Source organism: Bifidobacterium asteroides, assembly GCF_019469425.1.
GTDB lineage: Bacteria > Actinomycetota > Actinomycetes > Actinomycetales > Bifidobacteriaceae > Bombiscardovia > Bombiscardovia asteroides_I.
In genome coordinates this window covers 1,880,439-1,905,032 of record NZ_CP048272.1, presented here as the reverse complement: position 1 = coordinate 1,905,032, position 24,594 = coordinate 1,880,439, and the positions used below count along the sequence as shown (strand labels likewise).

The 24,594-nt window shown below is 64.9% G+C and carries 20 protein-coding genes and 1 tRNA gene; 18 read left to right on the top strand and 3 right to left on the bottom strand.

Features of this window, described 5'->3' with window-relative positions:
- Positions 1-32: 32 nt before the first annotated feature.
- The 3 genes from GYM67_RS07890 to GYM67_RS07880 are packed head-to-tail and all read left to right on the top strand — an operon-like array spanning position 33 to position 3,764.
- Positions 33-1,373: a homoserine dehydrogenase gene (locus GYM67_RS07890; protein ID WP_220236350.1), complete on the top strand. Its 1,341-nt coding sequence runs from the start codon at positions 33-35 to the stop codon at positions 1,371-1,373.
- Positions 1,373-2,425: a homoserine kinase gene (thrB, locus tag GYM67_RS07885; RefSeq protein ID WP_220237466.1), complete on the top strand. Its 1,053-nt coding sequence runs from the start codon at positions 1,373-1,375 to the stop codon at positions 2,423-2,425. Before GYM67_RS07890 ends, thrB begins: the two co-directional genes overlap by 1 nt.
- A complete protein-coding gene (locus tag GYM67_RS07880; protein ID WP_220236349.1) occupies positions 2,415-3,764 on the top strand; it encodes a Maf family nucleotide pyrophosphatase in 1,350 nt (449 codons plus the stop codon). Before thrB ends, GYM67_RS07880 begins: the two co-directional genes overlap by 11 nt.
- Before the next feature lie 22 nt (positions 3,765-3,786).
- Here GYM67_RS07880 and GYM67_RS07875 read toward each other — a convergent pair whose 3' ends face one another.
- On the bottom strand, positions 3,787-4,731 hold the full coding sequence (locus GYM67_RS07875; protein WP_220237465.1) for an AEC family transporter: 945 nt from the start codon (positions 4,729-4,731) through the stop codon (positions 3,787-3,789).
- Between the two features lie 144 nt (positions 4,732-4,875).
- Here GYM67_RS07875 and dapE point away from each other — a divergent pair, with 144 nt between their 5' ends.
- The 12 genes from dapE (at position 4,876) to rplA (ending at position 16,586) form a co-directional block, all read left to right on the top strand.
- The gene (gene dapE / locus GYM67_RS07870) at positions 4,876-6,105 is read left to right on the top strand and encodes a succinyl-diaminopimelate desuccinylase (protein ID WP_220236348.1); all 1,230 of its coding nucleotides are present in this window, start codon (positions 4,876-4,878) and stop codon (positions 6,103-6,105) included.
- Positions 6,106-6,341: 236 nt separating this feature from the next.
- Positions 6,342-8,981 (top strand): Rne/Rng family ribonuclease, encoded by a 2,640-nt coding sequence (locus GYM67_RS07865; RefSeq protein ID WP_220236347.1) that lies wholly within the window; start codon positions 6,342-6,344, stop codon positions 8,979-8,981.
- Between the two features lie 155 nt (positions 8,982-9,136).
- Positions 9,137-9,445: a 50S ribosomal protein L21 gene (gene rplU, locus GYM67_RS07860; protein WP_220236346.1), complete on the top strand. Its 309-nt coding sequence runs from the start codon at positions 9,137-9,139 to the stop codon at positions 9,443-9,445.
- 32 nt (positions 9,446-9,477) lie between these two features.
- Positions 9,478-9,729 (top strand): 50S ribosomal protein L27, encoded by a 252-nt coding sequence (gene rpmA / locus GYM67_RS07855; RefSeq protein WP_220236345.1) that lies wholly within the window; start codon positions 9,478-9,480, stop codon positions 9,727-9,729.
- Positions 9,730-9,853: 124 nt separating this feature from the next.
- Complete coding sequence (obgE, locus tag GYM67_RS07850; protein WP_220236344.1) at positions 9,854-11,533, top strand: GTPase ObgE; 1,680 nt, start codon at positions 9,854-9,856, stop codon at positions 11,531-11,533.
- Positions 11,530-12,672, top strand: a complete 1,143-nt coding sequence (gene proB / locus GYM67_RS07845) for a glutamate 5-kinase (RefSeq protein WP_220236343.1) — start codon at positions 11,530-11,532, stop codon at positions 12,670-12,672. The genes obgE and proB overlap by 4 nt, the downstream gene beginning before the upstream one ends.
- A gap of 43 nt (positions 12,673-12,715) precedes the next feature.
- Positions 12,716-13,924: a pyridoxal phosphate-dependent aminotransferase gene (locus tag GYM67_RS07840; RefSeq protein WP_220237464.1), complete on the top strand. Its 1,209-nt coding sequence runs from the start codon at positions 12,716-12,718 to the stop codon at positions 13,922-13,924.
- A 120-nt stretch (positions 13,925-14,044) separates the two neighbouring features.
- Positions 14,045-14,120: transfer RNA gene (locus GYM67_RS07835), tRNA-Trp, on the top strand.
- A gap of 44 nt (positions 14,121-14,164) precedes the next feature.
- Positions 14,165-14,389 carry a preprotein translocase subunit SecE gene (secE, locus tag GYM67_RS07830; protein ID WP_029678149.1) on the top strand — a complete coding sequence of 75 codons (225 nt, stop codon included), beginning with the start codon at positions 14,165-14,167 and terminating at the stop codon, positions 14,387-14,389.
- A gap of 30 nt (positions 14,390-14,419) precedes the next feature.
- The gene (gene nusG, locus GYM67_RS07825) at positions 14,420-15,262 is read left to right on the top strand and encodes a transcription termination/antitermination protein NusG (protein WP_220236342.1); all 843 of its coding nucleotides are present in this window, start codon (positions 14,420-14,422) and stop codon (positions 15,260-15,262) included.
- 138 nt (positions 15,263-15,400) lie between these two features.
- Complete coding sequence (gene rplK, locus GYM67_RS07820) at positions 15,401-15,832, top strand: 50S ribosomal protein L11 (protein ID WP_015022451.1); 432 nt, start codon at positions 15,401-15,403, stop codon at positions 15,830-15,832.
- 64 nt (positions 15,833-15,896) lie between these two features.
- Positions 15,897-16,586, top strand: coding sequence for a 50S ribosomal protein L1 (gene rplA / locus GYM67_RS07815; protein ID WP_029678147.1), 690 nt, complete (start codon positions 15,897-15,899; stop codon positions 16,584-16,586).
- A gap of 90 nt (positions 16,587-16,676) precedes the next feature.
- Here rplA and GYM67_RS07810 read toward each other — a convergent pair whose 3' ends face one another.
- Entirely contained in the window at positions 16,677-17,909 is a 1,233-nt protein-coding gene (locus GYM67_RS07810; protein WP_220236341.1) for a PucR family transcriptional regulator, read from the bottom strand.
- A complete protein-coding gene (locus tag GYM67_RS07805) occupies positions 17,906-19,732 on the bottom strand; it encodes a DUF6020 family protein (RefSeq protein WP_220236340.1) in 1,827 nt (608 codons plus the stop codon). The genes GYM67_RS07810 and GYM67_RS07805 overlap by 4 nt, the downstream gene beginning before the upstream one ends.
- 588 nt (positions 19,733-20,320) lie before the next feature.
- Between GYM67_RS07805 and GYM67_RS07800 the strand changes: the two genes are divergently transcribed.
- From GYM67_RS07800 to GYM67_RS07790, 3 genes are all read left to right on the top strand, one after another.
- A complete protein-coding gene (locus tag GYM67_RS07800; protein WP_220236339.1) occupies positions 20,321-21,082 on the top strand; it encodes a biotin--[acetyl-CoA-carboxylase] ligase in 762 nt (253 codons plus the stop codon).
- A 64-nt stretch (positions 21,083-21,146) separates the two neighbouring features.
- Positions 21,147-22,982, top strand: a complete 1,836-nt coding sequence (locus GYM67_RS07795; protein ID WP_220236338.1) for an acetyl/propionyl/methylcrotonyl-CoA carboxylase subunit alpha — start codon at positions 21,147-21,149, stop codon at positions 22,980-22,982.
- The gene (locus GYM67_RS07790) at positions 22,979-24,550 is read left to right on the top strand and encodes an acyl-CoA carboxylase subunit beta (RefSeq protein ID WP_220236337.1); all 1,572 of its coding nucleotides are present in this window, start codon (positions 22,979-22,981) and stop codon (positions 24,548-24,550) included. The genes GYM67_RS07795 and GYM67_RS07790 overlap by 4 nt, the downstream gene beginning before the upstream one ends.
- The last annotated feature ends 44 nt before the right edge of the window (positions 24,551-24,594 follow it).

The following is a 24,594-nucleotide window of genomic DNA, read 5'->3' as shown; positions in this document are numbered from 1 at the left end:
ACCGGCCCCGTTGGGGCGGATGGAGGATCCATATGCCCAAGAATGCGCAACAGCAGGAGGCCCTCAGGCCTATCCGCATAGCACTTCTAGGGGCAGGGACCGTGGGTTCCCAGACCGCTCGCCTCCTGGTGGAGCAGAGCCAGGACCTGGCCAGCCGAGTGGGTCGTCCCCTGGAGTTGGTGGGTATCGCTGTCCTCAATCCTGACAAGGTCAAGGCTGATTGGATTGATCCGTCCCTGCTGACCACAGACTCAGCGGACTTGGTCACCCGGGCGGACATCGTCATCGAGCTGATCGGCGGCATTGAGCCGGCCCGCACCCTGCTGCTCAAGGCCATCGAGTCTGGCGCCAGCGTGGTCACCGCCAACAAGGCCCTGCTTGCCCAGCACGGCCCTGAGCTCTACCAGGCTGCCGAGAAGCGGGGCGTCGACATCTACTTCGAGGCGGCCGTGGGCGGGGCCATCCCCATTGTGCGGCCCTTGCGCGAGTCCTTGGTGGGCGACGTCATCACCAGCCTGGTGGGCATCGTCAACGGGACCACCAACTACATTCTGGATGAGATGACCACCAAGGGTCTTCAATTCGATCAGGCCTTGCGCGATGCCCAGGACAAGGGCTTTGCTGAGGCGGACCCCACTGCCGATGTGGACGGGCTGGATGCAGCCGCCAAGGCTGCCATCATGGCCACGCTGGCCTTCCACACCGATGTGCGCCTGGATGATGTTCCCGTGGAGGGTATCCGCGCCATCACCGCTGACGATATCGCAGCCGCACGGACCGAGCACCGGGTCATCAAGCTTCTGGCCGTGGCCGAACGCAGCAAACAGGGCATCTCCGCCCGGGTCTACCCGGCGTTGATCCCCGACAGCCACCCTCTGGCCTCGGTCCATGGCAGTTTCAACGCGGTCTTCGTCACCGCCAAGGCCGCTGACGACCTCATGTTCTATGGTCGGGGTGCCGGCGGGGCGCCCACGGCATCAGCGGTTGTGGGGGACGTAGTCACCGAGGCTCGCCACATATTCCAGCATGGCATGGGCCCGCGGGTTCCCATGTACGCGAATATCCCCATGGCTCCGTTGAATTCATCCCGTGCCGCCTTCGCCGTCCGTTTTCTGATTCACGACAAGCCCGGCGTGCTGGCGGCCATCGCCCAGGTCTTTTCCGAGGCGGGCATCTCCATCAATGGAGTCAACCAGGACATCAAGCCCACCCTGCATGACCCGGGCTACAGCGGCGAAATACAGCAACTGCGCGTGGTCACGCACCTGTGCGACGAGGTGACTCTGCGGCGGGTGGTCGAACGGATCTCCGCCTTCGACTCGGTCACCGGGCAGGCGTCCATCCTGCGCGTCTTCGATCGGCAGGCCCAATGATGGCCGCAGCCGTTGAGGGCCCGTCTACTGTTCGGGTGCGTGTGCCAGCCACCAGCGCCAACTTGGGCTCAGGTTTCGATGCGGTCGGCCTGGCGCTGGACTACCATGACGAGATCGTCTTCACCCGTTCCGTGGACACGGGCGACACCACCGCCTATGTGGTCATCAAGGGGGAGGGGGAGCGGGCCCTGCCCCGAGATGAGACCCATTTGGTCGTCTCCGCTTTCAGGCGGGCCTGCCAGGTCTTCGGGCTGCCAAGGTTCGGCTTCATCATGCGCGCCGTCAACCGCATCCCCCAGGCCAGGGGTTTGGGATCCAGCGCCGAGGCCATCGTGGCCGGGATCGCTGCGGCTGCGGCCTTCGCCCATGCCGGTTCCCTGCGCCGTGATGCCGTCTTTGCGCTGGCTGCCCAGATCGAGGGGCATCCCGACAACGTGGCGCCAGCTGTCTACGGGGGGCTGACCGTCTCCTATGATCTGGCCACGGGCGAGGGGGTGGGTTCCCTGCCCATCGCCGGGGGCGCGCCCTTGGAGGGCGGCTACCACACCCTGCGCTACAAGGTGGCCCCAGCCGTCAAAGCCACGGTTTTTGTTCCCGGCGCCCATCTGTCTACACAGAAGGCCCGACAGGCCCTGCCCAAACAGGTGCCTTATGCGGATGCCGTTCACAACCTGTCACGGGCTGCCCTGATTCCCGGCGCTCTGAACCCTGGGTCACTGGATGACTTGGGAACTGACGCAGCCCAACAGGCCGCAAAGGCCAATGCGCTGCTCTTCGTAGCCACCCAGGACCGGCTCCATCAGCCATACCGGGCCGGGCTCATGCCCTCCTCAACCAAGCTACTGCAGCTCCTGCGTCGTCAGGGTTATGCGGCGGCGGTCTCTGGAGCCGGGCCCTGCATTATCGTCCTGCATTACGGGGATGCTGACAATGAGCTGCGGACCCTTGCCAAGGACTATTTGGATTCCGGCCGTTGGCGGATCCTATCCTTGGACGTTGATCGCAAGGGGGTCCAGGTGGAACGGGATCAGGAAGGCAATCGTGAACGTTGAAGACAGGCATATCCCGCTCATCCTGGCCTCATCCTCTCCCTCCAGGCATCGGCTCCTGATCCAGGCGGGCATTGACCCCATCATCCGACCCTCAAAGGTGGATGAGCCGGCTGTGCTGGCGAAACGGGCTCGTAAACTGGGTTGTCGCCCGGATGACCTGGATGTGCGCGAACGGGTCAGCGTCTTGGCTGAGGCCAAGGCTTCGGCTGTCCAAGGCACCATGGATGCCGTCAAGGATGCCGAGAGGCGCTCGCGGGGCGATCTGGTCACGTTCAGGCCTCTGAGACAGAATGATCCGGATGCATCCTCCAAGGATCCCATGGGCCAGGTCATCGGGTCCTGGGGCGGGATGTTCGGCGCCGGACGCGGACCTCTCCTGTTGGGGTGTGACTCGCTTTTCAGCATGGACGGCGCCGTCAGGGGCAAGCCTCACCAGCCGGAGCGTGCTCTAAAGCGGCTGATGGCCATGCGTGGCCGAACCGGCACCCTGGTCACCGGCCACTGTCTGATTGATCTGGCCACCGGCCGACGGGCCCGAGCGGTCAGCAGCGCTCAAGTGACCTTCGGAGACTATGACCGGGCATCCATGCAGGCCTATACAGCCACCGGCGAGCCCCTTGAGGTGGCCGGATCCTTCACCCTGGAAGGGTTGGGCAGCGCCTTCATCCAATGCATCCAGGGCGATCCCAGCGGGGTGATGGGATTGAGCATGCCCACTCTGCGCGCCCTGGCCCAAGAGCTGGGTGTCTCCTGGCCTGACCTGTGGGCCCGAAGGGTCCTGCCCAAGCGGCAGGGGGCAGACGGATCGACGCGTGGTCCTGAAGGCCTGGTCGCCCCCGTGGAAAACGTCCATCAGCCTGGCGATGGATGGGTGAACTGCGCCTGCGGCAAGCGGCACTGGGGGCTCAACGGGGCTGCCGGAGTCTTGCTGGCCCGGCTCGATGCCCGCACGGGTGCGCCGGTCAGCGTGCTTCTGCAGCACCGGGCCCGCTGGAGCGCCGAAGGAGGCACCTGGGGTGTGCCTGGCGGTGCCATCTCCGACGGGGAGAATCCCCTGGAGGGCGGCCTGCGCGAGAGCTATGAGGAGGCCAACATCCGCCCGGAGGACATTCAGGTTGTGGGCTCCTACCTGGAGGACCACGGCCCCTGGGGCTACACGACCATCCTGGCTTTCGAGCGTCCCGGCCACCAGGTAGAGCCTCGCATGAATGACGATGAGAGCATTGCCCTGGAATGGGTGGATCTGGACAAGGTCACCGGCCTGCCCCTTCTGAAGGCCTTCGGACGGGACTGGCCGCACTTCCGGCAACGCTTGGAGACCCTGGCGGCCGAAGGCTGAGCAGAAGGCCTGGTCCGGCGTGTCAGCTCAGGAGCAGTGCAACCAAGGCGATGACCACGGGCGAGCTGATCGTGCTCAGCAGGATGCCGTCCCTGGCGAAGGTGGTTCCCACCTCGTAGCGGGCCGCGTAGTTGTAGACGTTCTGGCCTGTAGGCAGGGCCGCAAGAACCACACACCCGTACAGTTCCGCTCCGCTGAAGCCCATCATGAACCGGGCCAGCAGGTAGGCGATTATGGGCATGACCAGATTCTTCAGGATCACCGCGCAGAGGGTGGCACGACGGTCGGCGCCCCGGCCCATGGGCCGTGAACCCCGCAGTGACATGCCAAAGGCCATGAGGATCATGGGCACGGCCGACTGTCCGATCATGTCGATGGGCTTGTAGACGAAGTCGGGGATGATGAAACGACCGGCTTGGGCGCTGATGGCTGAGACCACTATGCCGCCTATGGAGCCGATGAGGATGGGCTGCTTCAGGGGCTGCTTGAGTATGGTTTTGACCGAGAGCTTGCCAGAGGTGGTCGCGTCCAGGACGGTCAGCCCGATTGGGGTGAACAGGGCTTGCTGCATGACCAGGATGGGTGCCACCAGTGAGGGATTGCCCAGAATATAGGTGGCTACAGGCAGCCCGATGTTGTTGGAGTTCAAATAGAGGGAGTCCAGGGCGCCGATGGTGGCTTCTGCAGCCGGCAGGTGGAAGCTGGCTGCGTTCAGGGCCACGAAGAGCAGTCCCACAGCCGCCGCCGACAGGAAAGCCACGATGATGCTGGGGTGGAAGATAATCGACAGCTTCTGCTTGGAGAGGATGGCGAACATCAGGCAGGGCGTTGACACAAAGAATGAGTATTTGTTGAGCACCAGCTGGGCCGTGGGACCGCCAACATCGAAGCGGGCGGCCACATAACCCACGGCTATGACCACACCGATGATGAAGAACCCCTCCATGGCACTGAGCAGTCCAGGCACTCCGGCATCCTCCTCGTCTCGCATGGTGGACGGCGGCCTCCCAGGCGGAGGGCCACCGCTTCCGTCGTCCCCATTGTGCCACCCGGGCATCATGCTTGCGGCTGTAGGTCCATCCGCGCTCCTTCGGCCCGCTAGCATGGCACTATGGCCAAGAACGTACAGACGGATATTGATCTTCTCTCCGGCGTCCGAGGGGCCGAACCTGCCCAGGCCCTGGCAAGGATACTGGAGTCCATGACCGCCCTGCCCTCGGTCAGCGGTCAGGAGGGCCCCCTGGCCGATGCCGTCCAAAGGGCCCTGTCCTCACGGGCTGATCTCTTGGTCCGACGGCTGGGCGACACGGTGGTGGCCTCCACACAGCTGGGTCGTCCCCACCGTATCGTCCTTGCCGGGCATCTGGACACCGTGCCTGTGGATGGGAACCTGCCCCCGCGCTGGCTGGAGCCCGGCCCTCCGGACATCCGCGCTGACCTGGCCGCCGCCCACCCCGGTTCCCGGGTGCTGTACGGCCGGGGCACCGCCGACATGAAGGCCTCGGATGCCGTCTTCCTCCACCTTGCGCTCACTCTGCAGGAGCCGGTCTATGACCTGACCTTCGTCTTCTACGACCATGAGGAGGTTCAGGCCGATCTGAACGGGCTGGGCCGGGTGGTGGCTGCCCATCCTGACTGGGTACGCGGGGATTTCGCCATCATCGGCGAGCCCACTGACTGTGCCATCGAGGCCGGCTGCAACGGAACCATGCGTTTCGATCTGATCACCCACGGCACGACGGCCCACTCCGCCCGGGCCTGGATGGGCAGCAATGCCATCCACGCTGCCGCGCCCATTCTGGACCGACTGGAGCAGTACCGTCCGGCCACGGTGCGGGTGGACGGCCTGGACTATCGGGAGGGGCTCAACGCCACCATGATCGAGGGCGGCCTGGGCACCAACGTCATTCCCGACCGCTGCCGGGTGCACGTCAACTACCGGTTTGCACCCGACAAGAGTCTGGCCCAGGCCAAGGAGCTGATGATGGGTCAGGGGACGGGCGCTGAGCTGGGCAATGGCGAGCATATGGCTCTGGGCGGGGTCTTCCAGGGATTCTCGGTGCGCATGTGCGATGAATCGCCCGCCGCCCGTCCAGGCCTTGATTCGCCTTGGGCGCGTTCGTTGGCGGACCTGGTCGCCCGGACCACGGGCCATCAGCCTCGCGCCAAGCTGGGGTGGACCGATGTGGCGCGGTTTTCAGCCCTTGGCCTACCAGCCGTCAACCTGGGTGCAGGAAACCCCTTACTGGCCCACAAGGCCGACGAACAGGCGCCCCTGGATGACCTGGTTCGGCTGGAGTCGGTACTGGTCGAGTGGCTCAATGGACCTGGAGGCCGCTGATCTGTGCCATACTAGAGGATGGTGGTTCTGCCTGACCACTTGCAGCGTAGGCGTTGATCCCCCCGGATGGAGACCCAGTGATCCGTACGGGCGTCGGTGTCCGCCTGCGTCAGGAAGACTTTTTGCCAAGGCGTTTCGATCGGGCGTACGCAGGTGCGCGGTTGCAGTGAGAGTGCAGCGTGAGGACGGATCGAGACCGTGAGAGCGGCGCGAGGCGGCGTGCCGCAAGGAGCATTGTGCCCGAAAAAACGAATACCGAGGATACCCAGGATACCCAGGATAATAGATCCACCATCAGCGATGGACAGGAGAGGCCGGTCGAGGAGACCACCAGTTCCAGCACCCGTCGCCGCACTGGACGGCGTGTGGTCAGGGTGGCTGGCGCTGCCGGTGCTGACGTGCCCGTGAAAGTCGAGGCCGAGAAGCGCAAGCCCTCCGCCGTCCGTCGTCGTCGCACCCGAAAGCCCAAGGAGGATCAGGCGGCCGATCAGAGCGTGCAGGATCACTCCGGTCAGGACGCTCAGGTGGATGAGAGCGAGTCCAAGCCGACTAGGACGACCACTCGTCGTCGCACCCGAACTGCTGCCCGTCGACGCACCGAGGAGCATGCCCAGGAGGGTGAACCTGATCAGGAGCGTCAGGAGCGTGCCCTTGAGGCTGTGGAGGCACTGACCTCGGGCCGCAGCCAGAGGGCAGGCCGGAAGGCCGAGGAACAGGATGAGCGCCCGCGCGCCTCCCGCCCCCGTCCTATGACATCCCTGCTCTTCCAGGAGCCCGTCATACCCGTCTCCCGGCCTGAGCAGAATGAACGTGAGGAACGGGATGACGAAGACGAGGATGCCGAGCAATCGCCCAAGACCTCCCGCCGCAGCAGGTCCAGGAGCATTTCGGAGGGCGGTTCACGCCGTTCCCGAAGGCTCAACGCCGAGGAGCGCCGGGCCGCTGACGAGGTTGAGCGCATCGAGGAGGATCTGGGCCACGAGGGCATCACTTTCGTGGTCGACGAGGATCAGGAGCAGGACGAGGATCAGCAGGAGCCCGGCACCCGCACCCGTCGTCGTCGCCGTTCCAAGGGCGATGATGAGGACTCTGAAAAGTCCGTTTTGACTCGCCGCCGCCGTCGCGGGCACGAGCAGGAGAAGGACAAGGATGACGAGGACGAGGCCCCGCTGACCCGTCGTCGTCGCCGGCGCAGGGGTTCCAAGTCTGCCGAGGGCGAGCCAGAGGAGCCCAGCGGCCGCCGTTCCCGCAAGCAGCAATATATCGACGAAATCACCGACGTGGAGGGCTCCACCCGCCTGGAGGCCAAAAAGCAGCGTCGGCGGGACAACCGCCGCGAGCGCTCACGTCAGTCCCAGCTGGTCGAGCAGGACTTCCTGGCCCGCCGCGAAAACGTCAACCGTCTGATGGTGGTGCGCGAGAAAGAGCACCATACCCAGATCTCGGTCATTGAGGACGACATCCTGGTCGAGCATTACGTCTCCGACATCCAGGAGGTCTCCACTGTCGGCAACATCTACCTGGGCCGGGTCCAGAATGTCCTGCCCAGCATGGAGGCCGCCTTCGTGGACATCGGCCAGGCCCGCAACGGCGTGCTCTACGCCGGCGAGGTCAACTGGGACTCCACCCGTCTGGAGGGCCAGCCACGCCGGATTGAGCTGGCCTTCAAGTCCGGCGATCCCGTGCTGGTCCAGGTCACCAAGGATCCCATAGGCCACAAGGGTGCCCGCCTGACCTCGCAGGTCACGCTGGCTGGCCGTTTCCTGGTCTTGGTGCCCTCGGGCGGTATGACCGGCGTCAGCCGCAAGTTGCCCGACCGTGAGCGTTCCCGCCTCAAAAGCATCGTCTCCAGGGTGGCTCCCAAGGATATGGGCGTCATCATCCGAACTGCGGCCGAGGGAGCCAGTGAGGAGGCCCTGACCAAGGATCTGGAGAACCTGCAGCGTCAGTGGAGCAAGATCGAGGACAAGCGCAAGGAGTTCCTGCACGGCAAGCGCCCCAAGCTCCTGCAGGGCGAGCCGGACGTGGCCATCCGCGTGGTTCGTGACATCTTCAACGACGACTTCGCCAAGCTCGTGGTCCAGGGCCAGGGGGTCTATGAGAGGGTCCGCAACTACCTGGAGACCATGGCCCCCGATCTGGAGGAGAAGCTCGAGCACTGGGATCCTGCCGAGCACCAGGGCAAGGACGTCTTCGACCGCTGGAGCATCGACAGCCAGCTGCGCAAGGGCATGGAGCGTCAGGTCTACCTGCCCTCCGGCGGATCCCTGGTCATCGACCGCACCGAGGCCATGACGACCATCGATGTGAACACGGGTCGCTTCATCGGCAAGGGCAAGTCCCTGGAGGAGACGGTGACCCGCTGCAACCTGGAAGCCTCCGAGGAGATCGCCAGGCAGCTGCGTCTGCGCGACATAGGCGGCATGATCATGATCGACTATGTGGATATGGTCATGCCGGCCAACCGTGACCTGGTTCTGCGCCGCCTGGTGGAGTGCCTGGCCCGGGACCGCACCAAGCATCAGGTGGCCGAGGTCACCTCCCTGGGTCTGGTCCAGATGACGCGCAAGCGGGTGGGCCAGGGTCTGGTCGAAGCCTTCTCCGAGGAGTGCCCCACCTGCCATGGCCGAGGCTTCATCCTCCACGACAAGCCGACCATCTCCGCCTCCTATGCCGATCCATACGCGGTCAAGGGCGGCGACCCCTTCGTCAAGACCAACAAGCATGGGCATGGCTCCTCTCCCAAGGAGACCTTGTCCACAGGCTCGACACCTGCAGTCAAGGCCAAGCTGGCCAGGATCGCTGCGGCGGCCCAGGCGGCATCGGACGAGGACGATGCCCAGGCTGGGGCGGCGGATGTCGCCAAGGAGTCATAGACTGAATTCCGTTTTGTCGGCGGGGCAGGCGCATTTGACGACGCGGTGTGTTTGCTTCTATACTGGTTAGCTGGTGTTTGGACGGGTCCGTCAATCTCATGGCAGGGCTCGGATGCCGGACGCATACAGCTTTGGACAACAGGCAAGGTAGGGCTATGTACGCGATTGTGAAGGCCGGAGGCCATCAGGAGAAGGTCGAGATCGGTGACCAGATCACGGTCAACCGTCTGGCTGCCAGGAAGGGCGAGTCGGTCGAGTTTCCGGTCGCGCTGGTCGTCGATGGATCCAAGGTGACCATGGCCGCCAAGGATCTGGCCAAGATCTCCGTCAAGGGCGAGGTCGTGGATGACGAGGCCAAGGGCCCCAAGATCAACATCCAGAAGTTCAAGAACAAGACCGGTGTGGCGCGCCGCAAGGGCCACCGCCAGAAGCAGACCGTGGTCAAGATCACGGCCATCGCCTGAGGGCCTAGCTCGAGGTAGGAAAGGAACCAGACATGGCACATAAGAAGGGCGCGTCCAGCTCACGCAACGGGCGCGATTCGAATGCACAGTACCTGGGCGTCAAGAAGTTCGGTGGCGAGGCCGTAGTGGCCGGCAACATCATCGTTCGCCAGCGTGGCACCAAGTTCCATCCCGGCCAGAACGTCGGCCTGGGCAAGGACCACACCCTTTTCGCCCTTGCGGACGGAACCGTTCGGTTCGCCAACCGGCGTGACCGCAAGGTTGTTGACGTGCTTACCGCCTGATTGATCGGTATCGGCCAAGGGCCATCCCTGCCATAGGGGTGGCCTTTTGCATAATGTATGGGGATGCCGGGCATTCAGCTCTCAGGGGCCGCATGTCAGACAGGATTGAGTACCATGGGCCCCTATGAGTGCATTTGTGGATCAGGTCACCGTCCATGTCAAGGGTGGCGACGGTGGCAATGGGGCGTCCTCCATCCGCCGCGAGAAGTACAAGCCCCTGGCCGGGCCCGATGGTGGCGACGGCGGTCAGGGCGGCTCGGTCATTTTTCAGGCCGACGCCAACGCCACCAGCCTGCTGGACTACCGCTTCCTGCCGCACCGCCAGGCTGAATCGGGCACCATGGGTCTGGGCGGCGACAAGGACGGCAGCCGCGGCCAGGATCTGATTCTGCCAGTGCCCGTGGGCACTGTGGTCTTCACCGCCAAGGGAGGCCAAGGTCAGCGCAAGCAGCCGGGCGAGCGCCTGGCTGACCTGGCTCATGTGGGGGACCGGTTCGTGGCGGCCCAAGGTGGCGTGGGCGGATTGGGCAACCGCTCCCTGGCCACCAAGGCCAGGCGGGCTCCCGGCTTCGCGCTGCTGGGAGATCCCGGGCAGGAACGCGACCTGGTGCTGGAACTCAAATCCATCGCCGACGTGGCCCTGGTAGGTTTCCCCAGCGCAGGCAAGTCCAGCCTGGTGGCGGCCATGAGCGCGGCCAGGCCCAAGATCGCCGACTACCCGTTTACTACTCTGGTGCCCAACCTGGGCGTGGTCCAGGCAGGGGAGGGCCGCTTTACCATGGCCGACGTGCCAGGGCTGATTCCGGGGGCCTCCCAGGGCAAGGGCCTGGGGCTGGAGTTCCTGAGGCACATCGAGCGCACCGAGATCATCGCCCACGTCATCGATTGCGCCACCCTGGAGCCTGATCGGGACCCCATGAGCGACTATCGGGCCCTGGAGGAGGAGCTTTCCCGCTATGCCGACCGCCTGGAGCTTCCGCTGGGGGTCATCCCCATGGCCGAACGGCCCAGGGTGATCATCCTCAACAAGGCCGACCTGCCGGAGGCTCGCGAATTGGCCGAATTCGTGCGTCCTGACTTCGAGGCTCTGGGTCTCAAGGTCTTCATAGTCTCCACAGCCTCGCATCAGGGGCTCAAGGAACTAGGGTACTACTTGGCTGGTCTGGTGGACCGCCTGCGCAGGCAGCTGCGTGAGCAAGAGGAGGCCAGGCATGAGGAGCGCGTGGTCATCCGCCCCCTGGAGCGTCGGCGCAGGAATGCCGACCAGTCCGGGGACTTCACTCTTGAGCGGCATCAGACCCGGTCCGGACAGACCTGGTTCAGGGTCTGCGGAGCCAAGCCCGAGCGCTGGGTTCGCCAGACCAACTTTGACAACGAGGAGGCCGTGGGCTATTTGGCTGACTGCCTGGCTCGGATGGGCGTGGAGGATGCCCTGCGCAAGGCCGGAGCCAGACCTGGGGACGAGGTGCGCATCGGTCCGGGCGACGATGCGGTGGCCTTCGACTGGGATCCGAGTGTGGCGGCCGGCGCCGAAATGCTGGATGGCACCCCCCAGGTGGCCCGGGGCCGTGACCTGCGTCTGGAGGAGAGCCAGGGGCTCAACCGCCGCCGCACCAACAGCGAACGCCGTCGCCAGTACCACCAGATGATGGACGCCCGACAGGCGGTGCGCCAGGTCATGGAGCAAGAGCGGCGCCAAGGGCACTGGGCCGACCCCTCCGTGGACGACGATCCCCACGACAGGCAGGGCCTGCTAGGGCGCGGAGAAGCGGAAGCCGCCGGTTCGGAGGAGGCTGGACAATGACCGGAGGGGAGGGATCCGACGAGGCCGCGGTCCGTTCCCGGGTGGCCCAGGCCCGCACCATGGTGGTCAAGGTAGGATCCAGCTCCCTGACCGATCCCCATGGGCACCTGGACCTTGGCCGCCTGCGTTCGGTGGTGGGCGCCCTGGCCTCTGCGGCCGTCAACGGCGCTCGCCTGGTCTTGGTCACCTCCGGAGCCATCGCAGCTGGTTTCGGCGCCCTGGGATTCGACGAACGCCCTGGTGACGTGGTCACCCAGCAGGCTACGGCCTCGGTGGGCCAGGGTCTGCTCATGGCCCAGTACGAGATAGCCTTCGCCCGCTATGGCCTGCGTGTTGGACAGATTCTGATCACCGCCCGTGACACCACTCATGCTGTCCAGTACCGCAACGCCCGACGCACCCTCTGCCGTCTGCTGGATCTGGGGGCCATTCCCATCGTCAACGAGAACGATGCCCTGGCCAGCAACGAGATTCGCTTCGGCGACAACGACCACCTTTCGGCCTTGATCGCCAACATCGTCAGTGCCGATGCCCTGGTCCTGCTGACTGACGTGGATGCCCTCTACACCGAACCCCCATCCAGGACAGGGGCGCGCAGGATCGGTTTCGTGCCCGATGTGGCAGCGATCAAGGACCAGGTGGATGCTCAGGGGTCCGTCTCCGGGCTGGGGACCGGGGGCATGTCCACCAAGCTGGAGGCGGCCCGCATTGCTGCGGCCTCCGGCATGCCCGTGGTCCTGACCTGCGCCGACCTCGCAGGCCCTGCCCTGGCCGGCGATCAGGTGGGCACCCTCTTCGCCCCCATTCATCCCCGGGGCTCTTTGCATCGGCTCTGGATCAAGTTCGCCTCCCGTCCCCGAGGCGGCTATTTGGTGGATCAGGGGGCTGTCAAAGCCCTGCGCGGCGGCCGGGCCAGCCTGCTGGCAGCTGGCGCCAGATCGGTCCAGGGCGAGTTTTCGGCCGGGGATCCTGTCTGGATCCACGATGCGTCTGGCCGCCAGGTGGCCAAGGGCCTGTCCGGCTACGATTCCGAGGAGGCCCAGGACATGCTGGGCCTAAACACCAAGGAGCTCCGCCGCCGACTGGGCGCCCACTATGCCCATCCGCTGGTGCATCGGGACTCTCTGGTCCTGGTCTGAGCACAGCCCTGGGGGTGCCAGGCAGTACCATAGCAACATGACTATGGCGCAATGGCAGACCCTGAGCAGACGCATAGATGCAGTGGCCCCCAGTGCCACTCTGGCCGTGGATTCAAAAGCCAAGGCCATGAAGGCCCAAGGCATGAATGTGATCAGCTTCGGCGCCGGCGAGCCCAACTTTCCCACGCCTGACCATATCGTGCAGGCGGCGGCCCGCGCCTGTCTGGATCCGCGAAATCACCGCTATACGCCCACAGCAGGCCTGCCCCAGCTCAGACAGGCCATCGCCGACAAGACCATGCGCGACTCGGGCTATCAAATCGACCCGGACCAGGTGGTGGTCACCAACGGCGGCAAGCAGGCCGTCTACGAGACCTTCCAGATCCTCTTGAACCCCGGCGATGAGGTCATCATTCCCGCACCCTACTGGACCAGCTATCCCCAGATGGTTCTGCTCGCTGGCGGTCGGCCGGTTCCGGTGCTCAGTGGAGCCGACCAGGGCTATATCCCCAGCCTGGAGCAGCTGGAGGCGGCCCGAACCGAGCGTACACGTGCCATCGTTCTCAACCTGCCTGCCAATCCTACCGGAGCGGTCTGGGACGACGACCTGGTGGCCGCCGTGGACCGCTGGGCCATGGAGAACCAGATCTGGGTGATCAGTGACGAAATCTATGAGCATCTGACCTACCAGGGGGCGAGCACCCCCTATCCGGGCGCTCTGGTGCCCCAGGTGCGCGATCAGCTGATCGCGGTCAACGGTGTGGCCAAGACCTATGCCATGACCGGCTGGCGGGTAGGCTGGCTGGTTGCACCCCTGCAAGTGGCCCAGGCGGCTGCCAAGCTTCAGGGGCATATGACCTCCAACGTGGCCAACGTATCCCAGCAGGCGGCCCTGGCAGCTCTGACCGGGGGCCTGAAAGACGTTGAGGCCATGCGGTCGGCCTTCGCCCTGCGTCGGCGGGCTATCGTGGATGCCCTGAACGCTATGGAAGGGGTGACCTGCCCAGAACCCCTGGGCGCCTTCTACGCCTTTGCCGACGTGACCGCCCTGCTGAATAGGCCGGTGGGTCCGGAAGGCATGGTCTGCTCTACTTCGGGTGAGCTGGCCGAGACCATCCTGGAGCAGATTCAGGTGGCGGCCGTGCCTGGTGAGGCCTTCGGCGCGCCCGGCTGCCTGCGCTTTTCCTATGCTTTGGCCGACGATGATCTGGCCGAGGGCATGCGGCGCCTTGGGGACTGGGTCAGCGCCTGATCCGGCTTCTGGGCAAAATGCTCTCGGGACAACACGGTTGGACGCAATCCACCCTTTAGGCTAGACTTGCGATTTGGCGGTTTTCCCTCCCTGCCGAGTAGGCTGGTGGGAAGTTCCGATAGGGAAGTGGCGCAATTGGTAGCGCAACGGTCTCCAAAACCGTAGGTTGTGGGTTCGAGTCCCGCCTTCCCTGCCAAGGCTTGCAGCAGATGATGCAGAACAAACGAAGGACGGATGACCATGGCACAGAAGGATGGGGCTGAGGAAGCCAAGCCGAACTTCTTCATGCGTATCGGGCTCTTCATCAAGCAGGTCATCGATGAGATCCGCAAGGTCGTGACCCCTACGGGCAAGGAACTGGTGGGCTGGTCCGTGGCCGTCTTCATCTTTGTGTTGCTGCTGATGGTCTTCGTGACCGTGATGGACTTCGGGCTGGGAAAACTGGCCTTCCTGATATTTGGCTGAGCCGTGACAAGGTAGAAGGTGGAGTGATCCATGAGTGATGATCTGACCAGAGAGGGATTGGACCCCGATCAGGCCGCAGAGCCGGTCCCGTCGGCGTCCGACGATGTCCCCACGCAGGAGGATGCCCAGGTCCAGGATCAGCCTCTCGGGTCCTCTTCTGAACAGGCTGAGCAGGACAGCACACCAGTTGAGTCTGCCCAGGCCGGGGCCACCCCGGTAGATTCCTCCGACTCCGACGACCAGATCGACCAGGAGGACCCCGGTCAGCGTGCCGTGGACGAGTTCTCCAAGAAGCTGCGCACTCTTGAGGGCAAGTGGTACGTTCTGCATACCTACTCAGGCTACGAGAAGCGCGTCAAGGCCAATGTGGAGTCCCGCGTGGCCTCCTTCGGTCTGGAGGACAAGGTCTTCCAGGTGGAGATCCCCATGGAAGAGGTCGAGAAGCACACCGACAAGGGCAAGAAGGTCGTCACCCGCGTGCGTGTGCCTGGCTATGTGCTGATTCGCATGTGGCCCGACGAGAACGCCCGCCGCATCATTCGCGACACCGAGGGCGTCACCGGGTTCGTCGGCCCCAGCAAGGAGCCGGCTCCGCTGACCCGCAAGGAGGTCGTCCAGATGATGGCTCCCATGATCGCCTCCGAAGCGCTGAAGGCCGCTGGGGACAAGCCTGAGGCCGCCAAGAAGCGCACGGTGGAGGTCTCCTATGCCGTTGGCGATCAGGTCACTGTCACCGAAGGGCCCTTCGCCACCATGGCCGCCGTGGTTTCCGATGTGGAGCCCACCACACAGAAGTTGACCGTTCTGGTCTCCATCTTCGGCAGGGACACTCCTGTGGAGCTGGGCTTCGACCAGGTCGAGAAGATCGTCTGAGCGCCGTCGGCCGGTCCCCGGTCGATGCGATAATCGTCAAGCTTGTGCCCCCCTGTGGAGCGCATTTGGAAAGAACAGGTTGCGGGAGGGGACCTATGGTCTCCGACATCACCGCTTCGTAGAAAGAAGAACCAGCATATGGCTGCAAAGAAGAAAGTCACCGCGCTGATCAAGGTGCAGATAGAGGCCGGCAAGGCCAACCCCGCGCCCCCTCTGGGCCCGGCACTGGGTTCCCACGGCGTGAACATCATGGACTTCTGCAAGCAGTACAACGATGCCACCAAGGACAAGATGGGCCAGGTCATCCCCTGCATCATCACCGTCTACGAGGATCGTTCCTTCACCTTCATCACCAAGACTCCGCCGGCAGCCGATCTGCTGCGCAAGGCGGCCGGTGTCTCCAAGGGTGCCGGCAACCCGCTGACCACCAAGGTGGGATCCGTCACCAAGGCTCAGGTCCGCGAGATCGCCCAGACCAAGATGGAGGATCTGTCGGCCCGCGACGTCGAGGCCGGGATGAAGATCATCGAAGGCACCGCCCGTTCCATGGGCATCACCGTCACCGACTGAAATTTTTGTTGTGAGCGGTAGGGCATACGCTTGCCCGCACCGCGACTGCTGATAGGAGAAGCAGATGACCAAGCGTTCCAAGAAGTACCGCGAGGCGGCTGAGAAGGTCGATCGCACCAACCTGTACACCCCTGAGGAGGGCATCGCCCTGCTCAAGAGCATGCCCAAGCGCGGGTTTGACGAGACCGTAGAGGCCGTCTACCGTCTGAACGTGGATCCCCGTAAGGCCGACCAGCTGGTCCGCGGCACCGTCAGCCTGCCCAACGGCACTGGCAAGACTGTGCGCGTTCTGGTCTTCGCTCGTGGTCCCCAGGCGACTGCAGCCGCCGAGGCCGGAGCCGACGAGGTGGGCGACGACGAGCTGGTGACTAGGGTCGCCGGCGGCTACCTGGACTTCGATGCCGTGGTGGCTACCCCCGACATGATGGGCAAGGTCGGCCGTCTGGGCCGCGTGCTGGGTCCCCGTGGCCTCATGCCCAACCCCAAGACCGGCACCGTGACCATGGATGTGGCCAAGGCGGTCACCGAGATCAAGGCTGGACGTATCGAGTTCCGTGTGGATAAGAACGGCAACCTGAGCTTCCCCGTGGGCAAGGTCTCCTTTGAGCAGCAGGCTCTGGAGGAGAACTTCCACGCGGTCGATGAGGAGATCAAGCGCCTGAAGCCGGCCACGGTGAAGGGCCGCTACATCACCAAGGCCACCGTCACCACCACCATGGGTCCGGGCGTTCCCCTGGACATCGCGGTGCTCTGAGCCGGTTCTGCTGTAAGCTTCCAGGGCGGGAGACCTCCGGGTCCCCGCCCTTTTTATATCTTGGTCTGGCGACAGTCGGTCGGGCAGCAGTCAGTCGTCGCGCGGATGCGATCTGCGGATTCTGCCGATGATCAGGGCCGCCTGGAGGACGAAGGATTCCCGTGGGTCCATGGCGTCCCAGCCGGTCACCTCCACGCAGCGCCTGAGCCGGTAGCGCACGGTGTTGGGATGGATGCCCAGCTTCTTTGCGGTGAGCTCCAGCGAGTTGCCAGAGCGCAGGAAGGTGAGCAGGGTGATCGGCAGAGGTCCGTCCGGATCCTGTCCGGTCAGGCTCAGATAGACTTCCTGGTAAAGCTGGTCGGCAGCGTCTGTGTCCCCGTTGAGGGCTCGTTCGGGCAGCAGGTCGTCGGCGTGCAGTGGCCTGGGCAGGGCGGCGGTGATGGGGTCGGCCACTGCCGGGGCCGCCGCGTGCGTGCTCAGGGCGGCTCGGATGGAGGCTCCCGCACCGGAGATCCCATGGTTCAGGGGCCCCATGCAGACAGCTGACTCGTCGGCGAAGAAGCGCAGGATGGACGCGCAGAAGTCGGTCGGTGTGCCCGAGCGGTTGGGGTCGATCAGGACTACCATGAGCCCCTCGCTCTCGCCCACCAGAGCCCTGCCGCCTTGACGGGCCACCGTGGTGTGTATGGGCTGGCGTGCGTTCTCCATGCCCTGTCCCTCATCGTTGCACCGGGCCTCGCCAGCGACGGCGAAGCAGTCGAATTCGGTCGGCCAGCCCAGCCGGGCCAAATCGTCAACAGTGCGTGTGTCCGCCGCTTTCTCAGTCACATGCCGGATGATCCTGGACTCCGTTGCGGCATTGCGCCCGTTCCTTGCCTCGGCCAGATCGGCGTAGAGAGCGGCTGCTGAGGTGGCGGCATGACGGGTGTAGACCAGCGTGGACCGCTCCCCCTCGGCACCCATGGTCCGGCCGGCCTCCTCAAGCATGTCCAGAATGAGTCGGGTCAGCTCCATGGCCCGGTGCGAGCCCAGGCTCCGGGAGAGCTCGGCTGGTACGGGGGAGGGGATTTCGCTGCCTTCTGTGCCTGGGGTGTCAAGTCGTGAGAGCAGGTCGTCCAGAGCTGTTCGTATGGCCCCCTCCAAGGTTCTGCGGCCATCGGCGGGCAGGGACCTGGCCCAGGGCAGCGCCTCCTCCAGATGGTCCAGTGTCTTCCGCAGAATCTGCTCCACGGCGGCATCGGAGGCGTCAGGTGCCTGGTGACCTTGCTGCGCTTCTGCAGGGTCGTCGTCCTGCGGCCTGGACCGCTTCGACTGGCCGATCATGTCGGCCGGTCCATCGGGTTTTCGACGCGGGCACGACGGCTCTGCCGGACCATGTCCAGGATCAGGAAGGGCACCACCATGTCCACCGGCAGCATGTGCCGTTCGAAGTTGTTGGCGGGGGCGGTGATCATGACCCCCATGATCAACAGGAGAGGGAACCAGCACAGGGCCCCGCGCCAGCGGCCGGCAGCCAGACGGGCCATGATCAGCAGCAGGGCGGCCACCACCCAGAAGTTGGCCCGTGCCACCAGGCCCAGCAGGGGGGTGTCGGCCCAGGTTCTGACGAATCCGGTCACCCCGTTGCGCCAGTTGTGGCACCAGGCCGCCAGCCAGGAGCCCGAATTCTGCACGTAGCCGTTGTTGAGGTAGTAGGACATGGCCACGTAGGCAGGGTCGCCGGGGTCGAAGTAGCCGTAGGACTCGGCCATGAAGGCATCCAGGTAAATCACCGGGTTGCGCAGTCCCACCTGAAGCCAGGCTCGGTTCAGCCGGGACAACTGCTCGGGCGTGACGGTCCTCCAGCGATAGACGATCAGTTTGGGTTGGTTGCCCGAGGACTTGACCCGGTCGGCCTCCCAGGGGGTGTATTGGATGGCGGCATTATCCAGGTCCATGATGGGCTCAAGGTCGGCCCTTGCCTGGGCCGGAACCCCTCGGGGGTTGAGCTTGGCCACCCGGGCGATTTGCTGCAGCTGGATGCTGCGGCTCTCTACAGGGTCACCCTGGATGACTGTCCCTGTGGCCGTCAGGGCCCCGGTCACCCCTGTGAACAGGACCAGGGGCAGCAGGAGTCCTATTAGGATGGTGGCCCACTGGCGGCGGTGGATGATCAGGGCCAGGACCAGCTGGGCCAGAATGATGTAGAGGGCGTACTTGGCGCTGATCAGCATAATCAGGGTGCTCAAGGCGAGGCCGGGCCGCAACCGGGCCGCTTGGCTGGTATGGAGCGGCGAGTTTTTGCCTCCTGACTCCAGCTGGTGCCAGATGCCGAACCACCAGATGAAGGCGAAGGCGAAGAGGGGGGACTTGGTCAGGCTGAAGGTGCTGAAGACCACGAAGGGGGAGAAGAGGAAGAAGAGCATGACCAGGGTGCGGGCCAGGGCACCGACATGTTCAGTTTTGTCGCCGCGCAGGAAGCGATCGGCTGTGACGGCGCAGCAGAAGGCCGCGAAGACAACCTGCAGCCCTGCCAGGAGCACGATGCCCGCATCATAGGATCCGGTCAAATGGTTGGAGGCCATGATGGTCATTCCGTAGAACAAGGTCAGCACCATGTTGTGCTGGTCGGTCAGGAAGGCGGGGTGCCCTGGCCACAGGTAGTGGCCGATGGGATAGACGTCCATCTGGGTGAAGGCATTGCCGCCGTAGGGGGGCTGATCGCCCTGCAGCTGGGCCAGGAAGTTGGCGCATTCCTGGGCCTGCGCGTACAGGTCGGCCCCGTAGGCGGCCAGCAGGGTAAGGAAGGCCCAGGCCCAGCCCAGCAGGAGCAGACGCATGATGGGTCGCCAGCCGCTGGTTTGTCTGGTGATGAAGGCCGCGTAGGCACGCATCCGCGGGCGCTGTGCCAGGGCGGTCAAGCGCTGTGGCATCCGGGGGGGTTCGCAACCCAGTGAAATCCGGCGGCAGGCCAGGACCAGGATCAGGCAGACGGCCAGGGTCCCCAGCATGATCAGCACCTGGGGCAGGCCCACCTGTGTCAGCGAACCCTGCTGACGGTAGAGGGGGCCCAGACCGGTGCAGCAGGCAATCCAGAGGCAGGCCAGCAGGGCCAGGACCAGGCCGACGGTCCGGGATGCACGGGAACCAGGCCTTCCGGTCTGCAAGGCTGACGTCTGTACAGGTTGCTCGCCCGTCTCTCTCGGTTGCGCCCTTCCGCTTTCTGCGTTCAAAAGAACCCCTTTCGCGGGTCATGCCTGGTGGACGGCTTCCCCATTTTATCCAGTGCCTGCCCGAGGATGCGCTCAGAGATGTCCAAGGATCTCCTGTGAAAAGATACAAAAACCGGCCGTCGCTTTTGTGGGTGGTCCGCTACCGGGGCTGACCCCTTGTGCCGTATAGTGGAACGCGTGCCTCACCAGAATATCAAGTGGCAGCCATCGGCATCGCTGGACAGTGGCGTACTCTCCTCGATCGTGGTGCTCGACACCGTCGATTCGACCAATACGCTCGTGGCTCATGCTCTGGAGGCCTCGACGTATTCGGATGCGCGCGACCGGGTCGAGCGGCTGTTTGGGGGCAGTGAATCGACAACGAGCACGGAGACCGTGAAGGGACTGGCCTCTGGCACAAGGGGAAAAGCCGAAGATACGCCTCGAAAAAATGCCTGTCAGGGTGTTTCTACGACTACAAGGTACGAGGGAAGAGTCGCAAGTAAAGGTATTCGGCGATGGCCGGGCGCCGGGGGGAGCACCATGCCGCTGAGCGTAGCGGTTGCCGATGCGCAGTCCCGGTGCCGCGGTCGTCTTGCCCGAACCTGGGTCAATCAGCCCCGACGTTCCTTGCTGGCCACTTGGGCCTTGCCGCTGCCCACCAGCCTGCTGGCTGGACCCTTTGGCGGATGGATGCCCATGGTGGCGGGGTTAGCCGCTCTGGAAGGCCTGCAGGACGTGCTTGGGTACCACCGTTGCCTGCTGGCTGACGGCGGCGACCCTGAAGAGGTCCTGATGCTCAAGTGGCCCAACGATCTGTTCTGCCGCGGGGCCAAGCTGGGAGGCATCCTCTGTGAGCTGGTCCGGGTGGATCAGGACTGGTCGGCCCTGGCTGTCGGCGTTGGCATCAACCTGTTCCTGCCTCGGCAGGCGCTGCCTATTGTGGAGTCCACCTCCCTGCAGCTCCACTACCAGGACTTGCCCGACTACCAGACCCTGCGCGACGACCTGGTCGACGCCATCAGCTGGCGCCTGAGCGGGGAGATGGCCCCCCTCGGCGTTGACGGGTCGCTGGACAGGTCCTTGAACGGGCCCCAGGGGCTGCGCTCGCGGATTGCCACGCTCAGCTGGACATTGGGCAGGTGGGTCAGGGTCGTTCCCGTGGCCGGTGAGCCCGTGGAAGGCCGTGCCCTGGAGATCAATCCGGACGCCTCCCTGCGTGTGCGGTTGCCCGACGGCAGCCGAGTTGACGTGTCCACCGCCGACGTGGGCGTCCTGCCTGAAGTGGCCGCTGTGGGTTCCTAATCCCCAGCCTGTTCATGTTTTCCGCCAGTCCAATCACCCTTGTGCAACCAGTGAGGAGAGGGGAATGAAAAAACTGCTGATCGCCAACCGCGGCGAGATAGCCCTGCGGGTTGTGCGCACCGCCCAGGAGATGGGCATCGCCACTGTGGCCGTCTACGCCGACCAGGATCGTGATGCCCCCTATGCCCAGATGGCGGACGAGGCCTACCTCTTGCCTGGGGACACCAACATGGAGACCTATCTGAACGAGGATCTGATCGTCTCCATCGCCCGCCGGGCCGGCGTTGATGCCCTCCACCCGGGCTACGGCTTCCTGTCCGAGTTCTCCTCCTTCGCGCGGAAGGTGATTGAGGCAGACATCACCTGGGTGGGGCCGGATCCGGAGGTTCTGGACGAGCTGGGTGACAAGATCACCGCCTGCAAGGTGGCCGAGCGGGCCCGGGTGCCCGTGGTGCCGGGCCTGAGCGAGCCCGTCACCGACATGCGTCCCCTGCTGGACTTCGCCGACGAGCATGGCTATCCGGTCATGATGAAGAAGGCTGACGGCGGCGGCGGCCGAGGAATCACCCTGATCAACGACAGCGATGAGCTGCGCACCTTCTACATGAACCATGATGCCCTTCAGGGCGGCGACCTGGGCGACTACTTCATCGAGAAGTTCGTGGACCGGGCCCGGCACGTGGAGACCCAATCCGGCAGGGACAGCCACGGCCAGTTCACCGTCTACTCCACCAGGGACTGCTCGGTCCAGCGACGCAACCAGAAGCTGGTGGAGGAGGCCCCGGCCCCCTTCCTGTCCGACGACGTGATCGCCCAGCTGGAGGGATTCTCCCGCCGCCTGTTCGACACGGTGGGCTACGTGGGCTTGGGCACATGCGAGTTTCTGGTCACACCCAGGGACGACGTCTACTTCATGGAGGTCAACCCCCGGCTGCAGGTGGAACATACGGTCAGCGAGCAGGTCTGCGGGCTGGACCTGGTCCGCGAGCAGCTGCGGATCGCTGACGGCGGCTCCCTGAACGTGGCGCCTCCGCCCCGCGGCCACAGCTTCGAGCTGCGCATCACCAGCGAGGATCCGGCCACCAACCTGACCCCCAGCTCAGGGACCATCGAGTCGATTCAGTGGCCCTCCGGCCCCGGCATCCGCGTGGACTCGGGCGTCGAGCTGGGCGACACGGTCTCACCCAGGGACGACTCCATGATGGGCAAGCTGATCGTGACCGCCCAGGACCGTCCGGCGGCTGTGGCCAGGGTTCGTCGGGCCCTGCGCGAGATGAGCATCAGCGGGGTCCCCACCCCGGCCGGCCTCTTCCAGAAGATCTTCACCAATCCTGAGTTCACTGCCGAGGACGGGCACTCCTTCGATGTGTCCACCAAGTGGCTGGAACGGGTCTACCTGAACGTGGAGCCTGCCTCCAACGGCAGCGGCCAGCCCGCCTCGGTCTCCAGCGCCTCCGTCCAGGAACAGGACCGGGACAGCGATCCCATGGAGACCTACAACGTGGAGATTGACGACAAGCGGGTCAAGCTGTCCCTGCCCCATTCACTGCTGGGAGGCATGGGCGGCGTCGGGGGCTATGGCGGCATTTCCAGGCCCAGGCAGCCCCTGCGCGGGCGCGGGCTGCGAGATCAGGAGCCCGGCGCACCCCGGCAGGACGCGGCCCGGTCCGGCGTTATAGTGGCCACCATGCAGGCGGTGGTCACCCGCATCAACGTGGCCCCCGACCAGGAGGTGGACAAGGGCGACCTGCTGGTGGTGCTGGAGTCCATGAAGATGGAGAACTACGTCTATGCCCCGGCCAAGGGTCGCGTGAAGACCATCGATGTGTCCGTGGCCCAGGGGGTGGATCCGGGCCAGACCCTGGTCACCCTGGATCTGGGAGGGGAGGAACAGGCATGAGCGCCACCGAATCCACCTTGGGCTCCCAGCCGGTGCGTCAGGGCATCCATCGGGCCGCAGCCCTGGCCAAACAGGCCGAGGAACATGCCCGCGACCGTCAGCATGCCAGGGGCAAGCAGACCGCCCGGGAACGTTTGGACCTGCTCTTCGACAAGGACACCTTCGAGGAGGTGGGCCGCTTCGCCGGCGGCGACATCGCCGGGGATCGGGCGGGCTCCGCAGTCATCACCGGCTTCGGCCTGGTCTACGGGCGCAAGGTCGGCGTCTACGCTCAGGACTTCTCTGTTCGAGGCGGCACCTTGGGCCGGGCAGAGGGCGAGAAGATTCGCCGGCTCATGGATATGGCCCTGCGGGTCAAGGTCCCCATCGTAGCCATGATCGACTCGGGAGGCGCCCGCATCCAGGAGGGTGTGGCCGCCCTGACCCAGTACGGCCACATCTTCCGCAAGACCTGCCAGGCCAGCGGATTCGTCCCTCAGATCTCCCTGATCCTGGGGCCCTGCGCCGGCGGAGCCGTCTACTGCCCGGCCCTGACCGACCTGATCATCATGACCAAGGAGAACTCGGACATGTTCGTCACCGGTCCCGACGTGGTCAAGGCGGCCACCGGCGAGACCATCAGCATGGACCAGCTGGGCGGCGGCTACGTGCACAACACCCGTTCCGGCGTGGCCCACTATCTGGGTGAGGACGAGGCCGACGCCATCGACTATGCCCGGACCGTGCTGGCCTACCTGCCTGCCAACAGCGGACAGGAGCCTCCCCGCTACGCTTTCATCTCCGGCCATGCCGAGCGCCAGGCCGCCAAACGCCTGGCCACGGTCATCCCCGAGAACGACCGGCAGCCTTACGATGTGCTGGACGTCATCCACGCCATCGTCGACTACGGCGAGCTGGTCCAGGTCCAGGAGCTCTATGCCCGGTCCATCGTGGTGGGCTTCGCCTGCCTGGAGGGCCGGCCGGTGGGGATCGTGGCCAACCAGCCCATGGTGGACGCGGGCAGCCTGGATGCGGAATCCTCTGAGAAGCTGGCCCGCTTCGTCCGACTCTGCGACGCCTTCAACCTGCCGGTCATCACCCTGGTGGACACCCCTGGCTACAAGCCGGGCTCGGACCAGGAGCACGCTGGCATCATCCGTCGTGGGGCCAAGGTCATCTACTCCTACGCCAACGCCCAGGTGCCCATGGTCACCATTGTGCTGCGCAAGGCCTTCGGCGGCTCCTACATCGTCATGGGCTCCAAGGCCATCGGCGCGGACCTCAACTACGCCTGGCCCTCCTCGCAGATCGCCGTGCTGGGAGCCCAGGGAGCGGTCAACATCATCCACCGGCGCGACCTGCAGGAGGCCAAGGAGGCCGGCCGGGACGTGGATGAGCTGCGCAGCCGGCTGGCCCAGGAGTATGAAACCAGCACCGTCAACGCCAACCTCTCCCTGGAGATGGGCGAGCTGGACGGCATGATCGACCCGGAGCAGACCAGACCGGTCCTGATCCAGGCCATGGACCTCCTGGCAGACAAGCAGCGCGTCAGGGTCAACGACAAGCACCACGGCAATCAGCCTCTGTGATCTTCCTCGTCATTATCAGCAATCCCCAACTCTCTATGAATAGG

Coding starts and splice junctions, on each gene's coding strand:
- GYM67_RS07890 (WP_220236350.1), top strand. CDS start 33: ATGCCCAAGAATGCGCAACAGCAGGAGGCCCTCAGGCCTATCCGCATA.
- thrB (WP_220237466.1), top strand. CDS start 1,373: ATGGCCGCAGCCGTTGAGGGCCCGTCTACTGTTCGGGTGCGTGTGCCA.
- dapE (WP_220236348.1), top strand. CDS start 4,876: ATGGCCAAGAACGTACAGACGGATATTGATCTTCTCTCCGGCGTCCGA.
- rplU (WP_220236346.1), top strand. CDS start 9,137: ATGTACGCGATTGTGAAGGCCGGAGGCCATCAGGAGAAGGTCGAGATC.
- rpmA (WP_220236345.1), top strand. CDS start 9,478: ATGGCACATAAGAAGGGCGCGTCCAGCTCACGCAACGGGCGCGATTCG.
- obgE (WP_220236344.1), top strand. CDS start 9,854: ATGAGTGCATTTGTGGATCAGGTCACCGTCCATGTCAAGGGTGGCGAC.
- proB (WP_220236343.1), top strand. CDS start 11,530: ATGACCGGAGGGGAGGGATCCGACGAGGCCGCGGTCCGTTCCCGGGTG.
- GYM67_RS07840 (WP_220237464.1), top strand. CDS start 12,716: ATGGCGCAATGGCAGACCCTGAGCAGACGCATAGATGCAGTGGCCCCC.
- secE (WP_029678149.1), top strand. CDS start 14,165: ATGGCACAGAAGGATGGGGCTGAGGAAGCCAAGCCGAACTTCTTCATG.
- nusG (WP_220236342.1), top strand. CDS start 14,420: ATGAGTGATGATCTGACCAGAGAGGGATTGGACCCCGATCAGGCCGCA.
- rplK (WP_015022451.1), top strand. CDS start 15,401: ATGGCTGCAAAGAAGAAAGTCACCGCGCTGATCAAGGTGCAGATAGAG.
- rplA (WP_029678147.1), top strand. CDS start 15,897: ATGACCAAGCGTTCCAAGAAGTACCGCGAGGCGGCTGAGAAGGTCGAT.
- GYM67_RS07810 (WP_220236341.1), bottom strand. CDS start 17,909: ATGATCGGCCAGTCGAAGCGGTCCAGGCCGCAGGACGACGACCCTGCA.
- GYM67_RS07800 (WP_220236339.1), top strand. CDS start 20,321: ATGCCGCTGAGCGTAGCGGTTGCCGATGCGCAGTCCCGGTGCCGCGGT.
- GYM67_RS07795 (WP_220236338.1), top strand. CDS start 21,147: ATGAAAAAACTGCTGATCGCCAACCGCGGCGAGATAGCCCTGCGGGTT.
- GYM67_RS07790 (WP_220236337.1), top strand. CDS start 22,979: ATGAGCGCCACCGAATCCACCTTGGGCTCCCAGCCGGTGCGTCAGGGC.